The organism is Labrys sp. 22185 (genome assembly GCF_052045555.1).
GTDB lineage: Bacteria > Pseudomonadota > Alphaproteobacteria > Rhizobiales > Labraceae > Labrys > Labrys neptuniae.
In genome coordinates this window covers 1-14,856 of the sequence record NZ_JBQEPH010000061.1, presented here as the reverse complement: position 1 = coordinate 14,856, position 14,856 = coordinate 1, and the positions used below count along the sequence as shown (strand labels likewise).

Below are 14,856 nucleotides of genomic sequence, written 5' to 3'. Positions count from 1 at the left end.
GCGCCCGCCAAAAAGGGGTGACGCGGTCGGCCCCAACCCAACCGACAGGGGCAAGCCAGGCACCAAGCGCCACATCGTCGTGGATCGGGGGGCTTGCCTCTCGCCATCCCCCTGACTGGAGCCAACTGCCACGACAGCAAGGCCCTGACCGGCGTCGTCGACGCCATCCACCCTGTTCGTCAGCAGCGGGGACGACCCCGTCAAAGACCAGCCAAACTCCACGCCGATAAGGGATACGACTTCGATCGCTGTCGACGTGACCTGCGGGCGCGAAACCTCACACCGCGCATGGCCCGACGTGGCATCGAAAGCAGCAAGCATCTGGGCAAGCACAGATGGGCCGTCGAGCGCACCTTTGCCTGGATCAATCAATTCCGGCGACTGACTATCCGTTACGAACGTCATGGCGCTCTCTATCGAGCTTGCCTGCTTCTGGCCGCAACCATCATATGCTTTCGAACCCTCCCACCACAGTTTTGTTAGAGGCTCTTAGTCGGTCCGGCTCCTATTTCACTTTCCCGGGTGACGCAGGCGAGGTAATCGCCTACGGCGCCCCTTTCGAGCGATGGCGCCGGAACGAACATCTCCTCCGGCTCGGTGAGAAAACCAGAGTTTTGGAGCCCCCATCTAGTCAGCGAGTATTCACTTTCCAAGTCTACAATGCTTGCTTGATGAACGTAAATTGTTTTATACATACATTAAGATGAGTTGATCGTAAAAGATTTAATAATACTTATATGCACAAATATTATATAACTATTGTTTATGATTTACGCAAATTATTAACGAAATAAGCTGAGAGTGTTTTATACGGATTTCAGGGCCGCAACCGAGGGGCCATTCGCGCAGGTTGAGGGAAGTGAATCGCAGCCGGCGCCGGCCGGATCGTGATGGATCGTTTGTTTTCGCCCGACGGGCGACGGACTGTGCCGATATTGCCGCACCTTTTCACCATCGTTTGGTGCCTTCGCGCGTAGTCGACAGGTATTTCGCGAGACCACCGACACGACGGTAAGGCCCCAAACTTATGGGTCGAATAGATCTCTTCGGCCGTTTCCATGGGCCGAATGCGGATTGTTCGAAAGCCGCAATTCTTTAGCCCTCCATTAAAGCGGGCTATCGCAGCTAATCCCTCTTTGGCAATTGCCTTTAAAGGTGCGACTCCATATCGATACAATAATCAGACAAATAAGCTGGCAGCCTGATCGGTGAAAGCCGGTCCACGTTCGAGAACTCGACGCGAGTAAAATTCACTTCACTTCGCGCGCGTTTCCTGGGCAGCCAAAGGAATCAAAAAGGGAGGAAATACATTGGCTGGAACACAAAGTATGGCGATAATCGGGAGGCATCTCAAGCTGATTTCCGTTGCAGTGCTCAGTGTAGTTTTGTCCGGCTGTAATAGTCAGGACAAGGGAAGCCAGTCGGCGTCCTCCAATGCACCCTCGACTTTTGGCTCCCCCCAAGTTAATTCCTGGCCTTCGCAGACATCGAACGTCGGTTCGACACCGCGAACGACGAGCGATAGCCAGGTTTCCACGTCGAATCCTGGACAGGGCACCACCAAGCCTCCTGCCCCCGATCCCTTCCCCCCGGTCTACATGTACACGGACGCAGAAGGCGCGCCCCGCATTCAGGCTCCCAGGAACGCCCCAATGGGCTATAATGCCTGGAACACCTTCCGTTGCAATGTCGGCAAAGATCTGATCACGGGCGCGGCCGACGAGCTCGTCAGGCAGGGCTTGGACAAGGTTGGGTTTGAATATGTCAATCTCGATGATTGCTGGATGGGTGGGCGTGATAGGAAGGGGGTGTTGTACTCCAATCAGGGGCCTGAGCAGCGCCCCGGAATTACCAATCCCATCCAGAAATTCCCGGACGAAACCGATTCCGCAGGAAACAAGATACCGGGCATTAAAGCAGTCGGAAACTACATCCGCTCCAAAGGCCTCAAGTTCGGCATCTATAGCTCACCGATCAATACATGCGCCGCTTACTGGGACAATTATCCACTGGGAAATGGCGTAGGAAGTTCTGGCAAGGAAGATACCGATATTGCTACGTTTATAAGTTGGGGCGTTTCTTATTTGAAGTACGATCGCTGCAACGCCGGTGAAACCGGATCGGGTTGGAATAAATCTCCGTCGAGTGCTGTAATCTATCCATATTTTCTAGCCATGCGCGATGCCATTGGAAGATCCAATTCGAACATGTTTTATAGTACGAATTTGGACTTTAACGGAAATGGCTTGGCCCATTGGAATGGGTCCAATCCACCTTTGTTTACGAATACGTCGCGTGTCGCGGCCGACATCTCGGACTTTAACTCTGTCATCGCGCAAATCAACGCTGCGGATCAGCTGAAAGGTTTCGCCGTTCCCGGTTACTGGAACGACATGGACATGATGCAGGTCGGCAATCTGCCGGGCGACAATCTGAACCGCATCAACATGGGGATGTGGGCGATCATGAATAGCCCGATGCTAATCGGGTCCGACATCCGCAATATGGATCAGAAGAACCCGACCGCCTTGGAAATCCTGAGGAACGAGGAAGTGATCGCCTTCAACAAGGATCCCCTCAACACCCAAGCCGTCGTCGTCAAGGTTTCCGGAAACACCCAGGTCTGGGCTAAGCCGCTCTTTGCAAGGGGAGAACGGGCCGTGGCGTTGCTGAACAAGAGTACGTCTCCAACATCGATGACCGTACGCTGGTCGGATCTGCATTTGGCGGCAGGTGAAGGCAAAGTACGCGATGTATGGAGCAGAACCGACAAGGGTGCCTACACCGACAGCTATAGCGTAACGGTACCTGGGCGTGATGTCGTGATGCTCAAGATCACCGGCGCTGAAATTCCGCTTACGGGCACGAAGGTCCTGACAGCCACTGATATCCTCTATAAGGCCAATAGCTACAACGACGTGAGGACTGACATATCGGGCGACGGTAAGAAGCTCGCGCTCAATGGCGTGGCGTATGATCAGGGTTTCGGAACGGATGCCCCGTCACAGATGCAATTCCGCCTGGATGGGGCCTGTAGCAAATTTACCGCCAAAGTTGGCATAGATGACCAGATCATCAGGCAGCAACCGGCTTCCAATGGGTTTGGCCAGGTTGTCTTCCAGGTTTGGGGGGATGGGCGCATCCTGGCAGAAACCGACGTGATGAACCGCCAGCAATCCGCCGATCTTCAGGCCGATGTCACGGGCGTAACTGTGCTCCGGCTGATCGCGCGTCTGGGTAACAACAGAGACAATGCCCAATATTATGCATATGCAGACTGGATTACACCGACGGTCACCTGCCAGTAAAGGCCCTGCCGAGGAAATCCGGCGAGATGTCGACCCCATCTCTCGGGGCAGGTTTGCCAATCGTTACAATTGATCCGGATCACCAAAAAGGAGGGTTTTGCAGGTGGCCTGGAATGCGTGGTTGTCACCTCTCAGAAACTGGCGGCGAGTATACGAAAATGGCCGAAATGAGACCCGGCGAGACATCCGAGCCATAGAGCTACAAAAGGAGCCCTGGACCTCTTCCTCAAGCTGACCACCGGCGACTGGATCAGGACTCGCCACAATCTGCTCATGACTGTCCTTGCGGCGTCGACAAAAGCTGGCTGGCCTGCGCCCTCAGCCACTGAGCCAGACCCACGCCCAAGCCAGGCACGCAATCGCACCCAGAAAACCTCGAAGTCGGCCACCGCCGTCAACCGCTCGAACGGATCCCCCGCCGCGCTCAGTGCCTCATAGCGGTTCGAAAGATCGAAGACACTGCTCTCCCGCCACGCCTGCCCCGCTATCGGACCCTGGCAGTGAAAGGATCCCTTCCGTTAGCTGCCACCAGTTGTCGAGGCCTCCAGCTGTCGAACGACCGGGATACATTTATAAAGATTTATATTTATAATAAATAATGAGTATTTTATATTTTATCGTGAGTAATTTTGATAGAAATTTCTGCCCTTATTATCAATATTTCTTGACGAATGAATTTCGTCGGATAAATCATCCAAGCGTCGATACTCTTCTCTGGGCGAAAGCGGGAGAACATCCCGGCTTGGTAACGCTCATTCGGAAAGGCGGCTCCGGCTCTACCCCCCATAGTGGAGCCATTAGAAGCGCTGGCAAGGACATAGGGAAACGCCTTGATGCGAACCTTCACACTGAAAGTCGTTGCGGTTGGGCTGATGAGCGGCACCATCCTAACTGGTTGCAACGGGTCAGATTCACAATCTGCGGACAATGCGCCCCCTGCTTTCGATAGCAATGGTGGCGCAAGATCAAATGACAACATAGCGAGAGAAAATAACAATAATAGAGCTCAATTAAAGAACGGCGATGGATCCACCGCAATTGATAATACTGGAACCTCGTCTCCGAATATTGTTAGTCCCGCTCCAATTCCTTCGATAGGTGGCAACTCCACGGTTCAAGTTGGCGTTACGGCCAATCCCGATGCGCGCCTTTCTCTCACCATTGTAGATGCGGATGATACGTTTGACGGCATTGGGGGTATAGTCGATAGCGCGCCGCTTCTCCACGCCTATCCCGAACCGCAACGTACTCAGATTCTCGATTATTTGTTCAGGCCTAATTATGGCCAGGCGGCCCAAGTGCTCAAGCTGGAGATAGGCGGGGATGTCAACTCCACTGTCAACTCAGAAGCCGCCTATCAGCATACCGCCACCGATACGCCCAATGTCTTGAATGGTTATGAGACGTGGATTGCTCAAGAAGCATTGAAGCGCAATCCGAACATCAAGATCTGGGGCTTGCAATGGGGTGCGCCTGGATGGATTGGTGCAATCTGTTCCCAGCCAGGCGTCGACTACTTGGTGAAGTGGGTCCAATTGATGAAAAGCCAGGCAGCGGTCAATGTCGATTATATCTCTGCCGGGCAAAACGAGCAGCATTGTGGTTCTAAAGGGCCGTTAAATGATGAGGGAACGATCAATGCGCTCAGGAAGAGCTTGGATCTTCAAGGACTAACAAATATAAAAATCATCGGGTTTGATGGCCAGCAGCGAAATACCGTTCAACCTTTGTCGGATCAAACCCTTAAAAGCCTTTATGCTTTTGGAATTCATTATCCAGGAGGATGGCAGAGGCCGCTGACGTGGGTAGCCGTTGACAATAACGCTGACCAATATACCCAGTACGGCGTAAAATATTGGGCATCGGAAGATACTGATTTTCAATCGATCGCTTCTCCGCCGGGCGCGTTGACACGTCAGTATAATTTCAGATATTTGCAATATAAAACAACAAGCATTATGAACTGGACGTTGATTGGAGCGGCGTACTCCAATATGGAATATATGGAACATAGCGAAACTTCTAGCCCTCCTCAAATGGCTCTTTTCGCTGAGGAGCCCTGGTCGGGACACTATACCATTTACGATCCCCCATTCTGGTCCATGGCGCATACCACTCAGTTCACTCAGGTCGGCTGGAAATACGTCAAATCTGCGTCACAGCATCTGAACAGTGGCGGTAACAGCAATGGCAGCATTGTCTCCTATCGCAGCGGCGCAGGTACTGCCCAGGATTGGACCGTAGTGATTGAAACAACCGACGCCAAAACGCCTCAAACGATTAAACTAACGCTGGGTATCGACTTAAGAAATACTGCATATCGTGTTTTTAGCAGCAATTCGGACACGAAGAATTACTTCGAAAACGTGGGGCAGTTCCGGCCAGTAGATAAGACTATCACCTTAACGGTCCAGCCGCGCTCGATCGTGACGATTTCCAGCCTTGTCAATAATGGCGGTAAGGGAACGGATGTAACAAATGCACCGCCAAGCGCGGCATTTCCAATCTCATATAATGAAAATTTCGATTCATATGCCGTCAACGACTACAAGGTTGGCTACTTTGCGCCGCTGCAAGGGGCATATCGGGTCGATAACTGTACGGGCGGACGTACTGGGAAGTGCTTGGTTCAGGCGGCGGCCCCCAACCCGATCCCTTGGTCCAATAACGTCAATCGGGATCCCTTTGCTCTGGTAGGAAACCGGAAGTGGACAGACCAGACGATCAGCGCTGATATCAAGCTGCCCGATTCAAATGTATCCACCTATGGCGCGATTGGTGGGCACGGCCAGAACAGCCGGCTCAAAAGCGCATATGGCTATGGCGGCTACAAAGGGTATGAGCTTCGCATTATCGGCAACGGTCAATGGGAACTTGCCTATTACGCGGCGGCCGAAACCAGAACCTCTGTGGCAACCGGAGCGCTCGGCTCGGCGGCCACGAATTGGCACTCTGCTAAGCTGATTTTCAGCCAGAACCAAGTGTCCGCGGTTGTTGATGGCGCTGTTGTCGTGCCGCCAAGAGCCGTAGCTACGGGGTTGACCTCTGGCATGGGTGCCATTTTGTCCAGTCCATCGCCGATCCAATACGACAATTTCGCGATTACTAGTACAAGTCCTGCCGGCTAACCAAGTGGTCCTGCTGTGATCCCTGCGATGTCGCCCAGATGGGGCTGTGAAGCAGCCCCTGAAATGACCAGTGATCCCCTGGGCCATGTTGGGCGTGGCGCGCCAGGCTTGGGCGGCAGCGGGATACGAAGTCCGCGGCGTTGCACTCTCCCGCATCGCGGCCGAAAACCTCTAAAGCGGATCCGACATTGCCTCGCGCACCATCGCCAGCTTGGAACATGGCTGGGGACAAGACCGAGACCTGCTTACCTTGCGCGATGTACTGGTGATTGATGAGGCCGGCATGGCGGGTAGGTGTCAGCTGGACACCTCGAAGAACCTCGCAATCTGGAGCGCATTTTGGTTCATTTGCCCTGCTGATTTGCGGGGAGGGGGAATGCGGGGACAGGCCGGGTTCTGGGACATCGATGAGCACTATGTACGGCTGGGCGATGCCGGCGATCCGCTGGAGAAGCTGAACGCGGTGGTGCCGTGGAAGGTTTTCCGCAAGCCGTTGGCGAAAGCGCTGAAGCGCGCCGTTGGCTGCTCATTGCGGTCGATAGCATTACTCGGTGAGGGCAATAGGGGCAGTTTCTCACTTCGGCTGACAGAAGCGAAACCCTGGACGAGGAAGCTCGACTACGCCTGATTTCAATACGCCGAATAAGAGAAGTTCCAACATGCCATGGGTTGGCGGGCAGACGAACCGCTCGGGTTGTTTGCCCGTTCCACGTTGGTCTGCCAGCGCCTTCAAAAAAGGCCGAAGCCTCCTCCGGCCCTTCAATCGTTCGGCGGGTTCCTGCAATCAGTCCGAAATCAGGCCAAGTGCCTTGGCAATCTCACCGGCTAGCGCGTAGGAATCCCCCGACGGGGTGGTGGGATACTGGGTCTGCCATTTATTGGCCCAGCTATTTTCCATCGCGAACCAGTCGATGGTGGCGATAGAAGTATTTTTTTCCAGCGCGACCTTCGCCGCGTCGAAGAATGCCCGCCAGCGCGGAAGATAGAGATCACTCACTAAGCCAGAGAGCTCACGGTTGGCATAATCATGCAACTGCGTGGCGGCTCCCATACTATTCCACCACATCGAAATGATGGAACGCTGATCATAGACAAGCTGCGCGCGTTCGGCATCAGACTGACCCGCAGCTCTCGCATTGGCCTCCCAGGTTCCTAGCAGAAACCGGGAGTCTGTCCGCAACAACCGGTCGAGCAGGGCCATGTTGTCGAGCCATTCCTTGGTGAGGAGGGCGAACTGGGCCTTGTCCTTGGCGTTGAACGCTGCATTGATCTTTGGCAGGAGATCGCGTGCCTTGTTGGAAAGAACTTGGCGCGCGACATCGACCAGGTCGTATTTATAGGCATCGCTTTGACGCAGGGCTGGATCCACCTTCAACAAGGCGACTAGCGCCTGCGCGAATCTGGCGGTGTTGTAGCGGTTGCTTTTAGGCGACCAGGAGGCTGCCGTAGCAGCCGCAAAGCTAGGGCGAGCATTATAGAGGCTGTCCGGCGCTTCGCTCCAGGTGTTGGACGGCATTGAATAAGCCGTGGTGGCAAGAATATTCCAAGCCAGTTCGGCCTGGGCATCGGCGCCGCCATACCGAAAATTCGCATATTGTTTGAACCAGACATCGGGTGTCGAGGCTGCGTCCTCCCAGGCAAGGGCCGAAAAACGCGCAAAAGCGCCAGGATCGCGGCCGCTGCCTTCTGGCAACCATGCTATGCCTTGTAAGGCACTACCTAGCTTGGTTCGCCATGCCGGAAAGACTTGTGCCCACACGCCGGTATTGGCGCCGATGGTCGTATGGCCGCCAAAATTGGGAATGGACCCGAAGGCATAGGGCGTTCCGGTCCAAGAATACTCTCGGTTAAGATTATCGTATCGGTCCGAGAGCCCGTCCACAATGAACATCGGCACGTTGGCGGCCTTGGCGCCAGCAATGACGTCGCTTGGCGGATTGGTTTGCCAGCCAAGCATAACCCAGGAAGAACCAGGGTGCGCCTTTTTCAATGCCGTGGCAACTGCGGCGCCCGCAGCCGTGACGGGCACATTACCCGATTTACCACCCTCGTGCAGCAGGTCCATCTTGTACGTGGTGGTATCGCCGAACAACCCGGTTTGAACCCTATAAAATTCGGCAGCCACCGCCGCAAAGATATCCTGGCGTGGATCGAGCCAGTCCGGCCGGCCGAGCGGACCAACCCAAGGGCCTTGGGAGACCACGTTCGCGCCGGGGTTCTTGCCCGGGAAATTCGTCGGAACGGTCCCGAAATAGCCGGGCAGTACCGGCGTCATGTCAAGCTCACGCAGCCGGGCAAGGATGCGTTGGCCCATCGCCACCCGCGCATTGAACATATTGACGTTCTTCGAGGAAAGGGGAGGCCCGACCGTATAGAGATTCTGCAGCAGCCACCAGGGCTGATGGGCCGGCAGCGGGATCCAGGTTCGCATGTCATCGTCGGAATAACCGAATTTCTGGAACGTCCTGCGATAGACTTCCTCCGTCCCGGTGGGCACAAAGACTTGGTTGAAGCCGTGGAGGCCCAGGAGATCGATCTTGCGCTCCCAACCGGCCCAATCCAGATAGGCATCCGAGTAACCGTCATCGGTATCGTTTAAAGCGAAGCGGTGCTTCACCTTGGCATTACCAGTAATCGGCGATTGTGGAGCCGGCAAGGTCGCCGGAAGTTTAGATCTACTGTCGCCCGGCCATCCGACATCAACATGCGCGACCTGCTGCAGATAGGCAAGGACACCGTAGAGCGCCGCAGAAGTGGTCGTAGCTTCAATCGCTATGGCACCGGCCTTGCCACTGATCGTGTATCGCTCTGCTCCATTGGCATCGGGCTGGATCACGATGGCAAATTGCTGGTGTTGCTGAGGCAGGAGGCGTTTTAACAAGGCCGCTATCGCGGCCGGCTGTGGGAGTGTCTCGACAATTGGCGGTGTGGCCGTATTTGACTGTGTACTGGTGTCAGGTGAGGCGAACGTGGATGGCACTTGGCTCCGAGTTCCATTTGAGCCGTTGTCACTGCATCCGGCCAGGAGAGTGCTGTTCAAGAGCACGGCTGCTAGGCCTAGTATTTTGAGTGGGGGCATTCGGCCACATCTCCCTTTACATTCCTATGTGGAATTTTTCGGAAAAACTAATTTTATTTATAATTTTTTTACATAAACATAAATAAAAACCATACATAGCGATATATTGAATAAAATCTTTTAATTACAAGCAACGTCTGACAAAAATATCCATAAATACTTAAAATGTCAACTTCGAAATATATATTGGTATCTATTTGGTATTTCCAAAAAAGGTAATATTTTCCATACAAGATGAGAAATAGATACCAATCATTCCATTCTTAAATACCAATTTGACCCGGAGCCTGGGCGCTTCCTCTCGTTGCCACGCGATGACGAAAGATGGGCCTGACCGGCTTGGGAGCGATCAAGAGCGCAGCAAGAGTGACGGTCTGGTGGTCGATGGGCTTGTCGGGCCGGCGCGCACTTGGACTGCGCGCTCCTTTCGTGAGCGCCACGAAGTAGCCACGGGATTGGAATTTGACTTTCAGGAGGTAGGGCGCGGCACAGGTGACGGCATAGAGCTGTAGGACTGCTGGACCGATGTGCTGTGGGGCGGTAGCTCGCAATTTACGACGGTCGTCGGGGGGACGCGGAACAGCATTTTGGTGAGCATTGGGTTGACGATCATGATGGGCCTGATAACCGGCTGGGGCTGAGTTGGCACCATCGGGCTCCAGGCCTCGCCTCCCAAGCCAACCTCGAGTGCAAAGCCCACCGTCCAGTCATCGACATGGAGCCTGCCTTTGGCGCAGCCAATGTTTGAGTTTGGCGAAGAACTGCTCGATTGGGTTCAAATCGGGGGAGTATTTGGGCAAGAATAGCAGTTTTGCGCCTGCCTCTCGGATGTTTTGGGTACCAGCTTTCCCTGTGGGGGCCAAGATTGTCCATGCCGGCGATATCGCTCGGCTTCAAGTTCGCAACCAGTTGGGTTTCCACATAGGTATGCAAACTCTCGCCATTGATCGGACCATCCAAGACCCAAGGCGTTTCAACCCGATCATAGCGCAGGCGGCGATGAAGGTCTGGGTCTTGCAACGATGGAGTCGACGTCCTCCGACGGCATCGATGTGCCAAAGCGGTGGTGTTTCAGCGCCATAGAGGAGAGCGTCCGTGACAAATGTTAGCATGATCGGCCTGGATCTGGCCAAGAATGTCTTCCAGGCCCACGGCGCGGATACCGCCGGCGCACCGCAAAAATCTGCGGCGTGAACAGGTTCTGAGTTTCTTCGCGGCTCAGCCGCCTTGCTTCGTTGCGATGGAAGCTTGCTCCGGCGCTCACTATTGGGGCCGCGAGATCGGCAAGCTTGGTCAAGAAGTGAAGCTGGAGACCGAACAATCGGTCGGGATCAGCCGCAGTGCCCTGAGCGCCTGGCTTCGTGGCCATGGCTGGACGTTCAAAACGTATGGCCCGCCCCGTCTGCAAGGGGTTTTTGGGATCGCCTTGATCAGTCTGCTTCAACGTATCCGGCCTCGGAGATTCTTCTCCCTGCCAAGATGGAGATACGCGCACCCAGGTCCTCATAAAAGTCTCGGCATCGAATGCCGTTTTTTGAACCAGGCTTCCCAAGCGCCGTTCGACTGTCAGGCCATCTCGTCTTTCACCCTCTCGCAAACCCGTTTGGTCGATCGGTGCTTTCGAACCAAGTCGACCGATGACTATGCCATCATGAATACACCTGCGGCGTCGAAGCGCTCTCCCCGTCGCAAGAGAGCCCAGGCGATCCGAGCCAGCTTGTTGGCGAAGGCGACGACGGCGATGTTGTGATGAGCGCGGCTCGTGAGCTGCTTCGCCCATCGACCGAGCGGCGTGTCGCGCTCGGCGACATGGGGTAACGCCGCGCGTGCCCCATGGATCAACTGCTTGCGAAGATAGGTGTTGCCGCGCTTGCTGATCTCGAGCAGCTTGGGTTTGCCGCCGGTGGTGAACTGTCTGGGAACGATGCCGAGCCAGGCCGAAAGATCACGCGATCGGCCGAAGGCTTCCGCCCGCCCGACCGCGGCCACAAGGGCAGAAGCTACGATTGCGCCAAAGCCGGGGATCGTCACAAGGCGTCTGGCGTCCTCATTCTCCTTTGCCCAGCGGACGAACTCGGCATCGAAAGCCCCGATCCGCCGGTCGAGCTCTGCCCATTGCGCACGCGCATAGGCGACCAGCAAGACCATGCGCGGGCTCAATCCCGCCCCACCTTGCTCGTCCATGAGCACCGTCAGAAACTGCTCGAGCTTGCGCCTGCCCTGGGGCGCGACCATTCCGCGTTCGAGCAGGATGGCGCGCAATTGATTGATCAGCGCCGTTCGCTCGCCGATCAGCCTCAGGCCCGGCGCCGCTTGCAGCAGCGGCACGACTTCGCTGTCGAAAATATCCGCCAGGGGATCGGGCCGCCGACGCCCCCGTTCGCGCCCGCGCATAGAAGGGAGCACTGGATCTTCTGTAATCCTATATCCCGTCGCCGGGCTGAAGCCCGCTTTGGCGGCCGCCGCCGTGACGGTGTTCGTCTGCCGCAACTTCATGAAAAGCCTCATCTGATGATCGTTGACATGGCGGCCAGGCACTCACGGGGCATCCTCTGGTGATCCGAGATGTCCCTGTGTAGCTGGCCGGCCCCGACCATCTGCAACGCCCCTCAAAAAAGCGCTTCACCAGCGGCTGCGCCGGCTTCGGGCTACGCCCTCCGCCGCCACAGCCGCTGGCGATTCTCATCCTGCTCGTCGCGGATTCTCATCCTGTTTGTCGCGCAGCACTTGACCTTGCGCCGCATCACCACCGCGCCCGACCCATCGAGGTCCACCACGCTGCAGATGTTCTTTCCAAGATCTATCCCCAGAACAGCAATTGTCGTCACTGTCATGTCCCATTCCTCCTCCTGAACCACCGGTGACATTACGGCACCGGAAGGAGGGGCGGGCCATTCCATAAAAGTCCGCACATGCGCTGGAGCAGAATCGGCCCGACATCCTGAAGCGGCGGCGCGACTGGTTCGAGGCCTGGCCCGATCTCGATCCCCGGCGCCTCGTCTTCATCGACGAGACCGGCCTGTCGACCATGATGGCCCGCTTGCGCGGCCGTGCCCCGCGCGGCGAACGTCGCCGGGCCGGTATTCCTCACGGGCATGTGTGGACGCCCCTTCGGATGCAAGAAGAATCTCAAGGCAAAGCGCAAGCGCATCGCCGTCGAAGCGTTCGACGAAAATCCGCTTCTTGCAAATAACCCAGTCACACCGGAATCGACGGGCGACGGCACAGAGCCGAACCGATCTTCCCGAGAGCGGAAGATCGGTCAGTCGGCGATAATATCGGCTATGGATGCGGCTCGATCTCGTTCCGCAGCCAAGGCAAGGGCTGTCGTGGGATTTGGCGTGGACCGTGATGAAGATGTCTGGACCGTCCCGATCGACATGTCGACCACGAGCACGAAGTTCATGGCGTGCAACGACTTGCGAATTGCAATTTGCCTCATACACCGGACCAGCCGGAAACGAGGCTAAAGAACCTTGATCTCGATCTCCAGGTCGTCGCAAATCGATATGTCTGACGCCGAAACGCTACGCGGCCTTCTTCTTTCTGCCCTTGCTGGACGCAGGAGGGGGTGCTGGTAGCTCGGCCTCGGCTTTCTGGCGGATTTGACCAAGGCCGAGTTCCTTGGCGAGGCGAGAACGCTGGGCTGAGTAATTCGGCGCAACCATGGGGTAGCCGCTGGGCAGGTCCCACTTTTCTCGATACTGCGCTGGCGTCAAATCATAAGCGGTTCGCAAATGCCGAGTCAGCGATTTGAATTTGAGGCCGTCTTCCAGACAGATGACGTAATCGGGCGTGACGGATTTCTTGATCGGAACGGCAGGCTTTGGCGGGGTAGCTGCCTCGACCGGCCTTGGATTGTTCAGATCCGTTAGTCCTTTGTGCACCGAATGGATCAGATCCGCGAGGGATGCGGTAGCTACTTGGTTGTTGGAAACATAGGCAGACACGATGTCGACTGTCAGGTCGACCAGACTTGCGTCTTCTTCAGGCATATTAAGTCACCTTTCTTGTTTTTCGTCGTGATATCGAAGTGAGTGCTGTTTTTTGTTATGTACGCAGCATTGTGGACCCGAGCGCTACGCTGGCTCAGATTCTCCGGCAAATTCCAGCAACTGTAAAGATCATCCTCAAGAATGATCATGGCTGCCTGTGCACTATTTAGAGCCTTTGCAGGTGATGTTGCGACCGGTCATGCTCTCTGTGTAAATCACGACAAAAATAGGTGAATAGAGAACATTCGATTTACATTCGCCTGCCTAACATCGTCTGTTTGAACCGCCCCGAGTTTGTCAGAGGCTCCAACTTCCAAATAGGGTGGAGTGATGACGAGCGAATCAGCGACAAGCAAGACGACGAACAAGTTCTCTGTCGAGGTGGGGAAACGCGCGGTACAGATAGTGCTGGATGACGAAGGTGTACACGCCTCGCGTTGGACGGCGGTGCAATCGATAGCCAATAAGATTGGTTGCTCGGCGTACACACTGCTGGAATGGGTGAAGAAGGCGGAGGTCAATAATACCAAGTCTCGGAGAGGCTGACTCAAGAGGCCTTTGCAAATCAAGGCTGGCAGTGATTCAACATGGCGAATGTAGGAGGTTTGCCATGTCACTTCCGCTCCAGGCTGATTTTGACGCGCAGCCAATCCGAGCTGCCGCGAGACGATCGAGAAATGGCCCCCAGGCTCGACGGCTACTGGCTTTGGCTGCGATTTATGACGGTGCGTCTCGGACCGAAGCTGCGAAGATTGGCGGGGTGAGCCTGCAGATCGTTCGCGACTGGGTCCTGAAGTTCAATGCGCATGGTCCAGACGGGCTCATCGACCGCAAAGCGCCAGGCCAGCCGTCCCGGCTGACGAGCGAGCACCGCAAAGTACTCGCCGCAATCATCGAGAGCGGGCCGATGCCGGCGATCCATGGCGTCGTGCGCTGGCGGATCATCGATCTGTGCCAATGGCTCTACGAAGAGTTTCGCGTCTCGATCGCCAAGCAGACGCTGAGCCGGGAACTGCGAGCCATGGGATATCGTAAGCTGTCGGCCCGGCCGCGCCATCATGTACAGGCCGAAGGCCAAGGCATCGACCCGACCGACATAGAGGTCTGGTTCGCCGATGAGGCGCGCATCGGCCAGAAGAACAAGATTACCGCCGCCGGGCCCGGCGAGGAAGCAGACCGTTGGCACCTCACGATCAGCGCACGGCCTCGACCTATATCTTCGGTGCCATCTGTCCCTGGGAGGGCAAAGGCGCAGCCCTCGTCCTGCCGATCTGCAACACACAAGCGATGAACCTGCATCTGGCCGAAATCGCCGATCAGGTCGCGCCCGGCAAACACGCCATTCT

At 55.8% G+C, this 14,856-nt stretch carries 6 protein-coding genes and 7 pseudogenes; 7 read left to right on the top strand and 6 right to left on the bottom strand.

From position 1 onward, the window contains the following. The 4 genes and pseudogenes from ACTJKX_RS36490 to ACTJKX_RS36475 form a co-directional block, all read left to right on the top strand. Window positions 1-483, top strand: a pseudogene (locus ACTJKX_RS36490) (IS5 family transposase); the annotation flags it as partial. Window positions 484-1,652: 1,169 nt separating this feature from the next. Beyond that, window positions 1,653-3,308, top strand: a complete 1,656-nt coding sequence (locus ACTJKX_RS36485; protein WP_440728313.1) for an NPCBM/NEW2 domain-containing protein — start codon at window positions 1,653-1,655, stop codon at window positions 3,306-3,308. Window positions 3,309-4,141: 833 nt separating this feature from the next. After that, entirely contained in the window at window positions 4,142-6,436 is a 2,295-nt protein-coding gene (locus tag ACTJKX_RS36480) for a hypothetical protein (RefSeq protein WP_440728312.1), read from the top strand. A gap of 82 nt (window positions 6,437-6,518) precedes the next feature. Beyond that, a pseudogene (locus ACTJKX_RS36475) lies at window positions 6,519-6,743 on the top strand (AAA family ATPase); the annotation flags it as partial. 477 nt (window positions 6,744-7,220) lie between these two features. Here ACTJKX_RS36475 and ACTJKX_RS36470 read toward each other — a convergent pair. Together ACTJKX_RS36470 and ACTJKX_RS36465 are read right to left on the bottom strand one after the other, a co-directional pair. Further along, a complete protein-coding gene (locus ACTJKX_RS36470; protein WP_440728311.1) occupies window positions 7,221-9,515 on the bottom strand; it encodes an alpha-N-acetylglucosaminidase TIM-barrel domain-containing protein in 2,295 nt (764 codons plus the stop codon). Window positions 9,516-10,225: 710 nt separating this feature from the next. Next, window positions 10,226-10,508, bottom strand: a pseudogene (locus ACTJKX_RS36465) (transposase); the annotation flags it as partial. 102 nt (window positions 10,509-10,610) lie between these two features. Here ACTJKX_RS36465 and ACTJKX_RS36460 point away from each other — a divergent pair. Further along, a pseudogene (locus tag ACTJKX_RS36460) lies at window positions 10,611-10,824 on the top strand (IS110 family transposase); the annotation flags it as partial. 332 nt (window positions 10,825-11,156) lie between these two features. Here ACTJKX_RS36460 and ACTJKX_RS36455 read toward each other — a convergent pair. Both ACTJKX_RS36455 and ACTJKX_RS36450 read right to left on the bottom strand, forming a co-directional pair. Continuing rightward, window positions 11,157-11,813 (bottom strand): annotated as a pseudogene (locus tag ACTJKX_RS36455) (IS110 family transposase); the annotation flags it as partial. Window positions 11,814-12,163: 350 nt separating this feature from the next. Continuing rightward, window positions 12,164-12,349 (bottom strand): hypothetical protein, encoded by a 186-nt coding sequence (locus tag ACTJKX_RS36450; protein WP_440728310.1) that lies wholly within the window; start codon window positions 12,347-12,349, stop codon window positions 12,164-12,166. A 68-nt stretch (window positions 12,350-12,417) separates the two neighbouring features. Between ACTJKX_RS36450 and ACTJKX_RS36445 the strand changes: the two are divergent. Next, window positions 12,418-12,612 (top strand): annotated as a pseudogene (locus ACTJKX_RS36445) (IS630 family transposase); the annotation flags it as partial. Here ACTJKX_RS36445 and ACTJKX_RS36440 read toward each other — a convergent pair. Both ACTJKX_RS36440 and ACTJKX_RS36435 read right to left on the bottom strand, forming a co-directional pair. Next, window positions 12,518-12,961: a transposase family protein gene (locus ACTJKX_RS36440; protein ID WP_440728309.1), complete on the bottom strand. Its 444-nt coding sequence runs from the start codon at window positions 12,959-12,961 to the stop codon at window positions 12,518-12,520. The pseudogene ACTJKX_RS36445 and the gene ACTJKX_RS36440 overlap by 95 nt on opposite strands. Before the next feature lie 81 nt (window positions 12,962-13,042). Continuing rightward, window positions 13,043-13,510, bottom strand: coding sequence for a MucR family transcriptional regulator (locus tag ACTJKX_RS36435; RefSeq protein ID WP_394315186.1), 468 nt, complete (start codon window positions 13,508-13,510; stop codon window positions 13,043-13,045). A 610-nt stretch (window positions 13,511-14,120) separates the two neighbouring features. Here ACTJKX_RS36435 and ACTJKX_RS36430 point away from each other — a divergent pair. Then, window positions 14,121-14,856, top strand: a pseudogene (locus tag ACTJKX_RS36430) (IS630 family transposase); the annotation flags it as partial.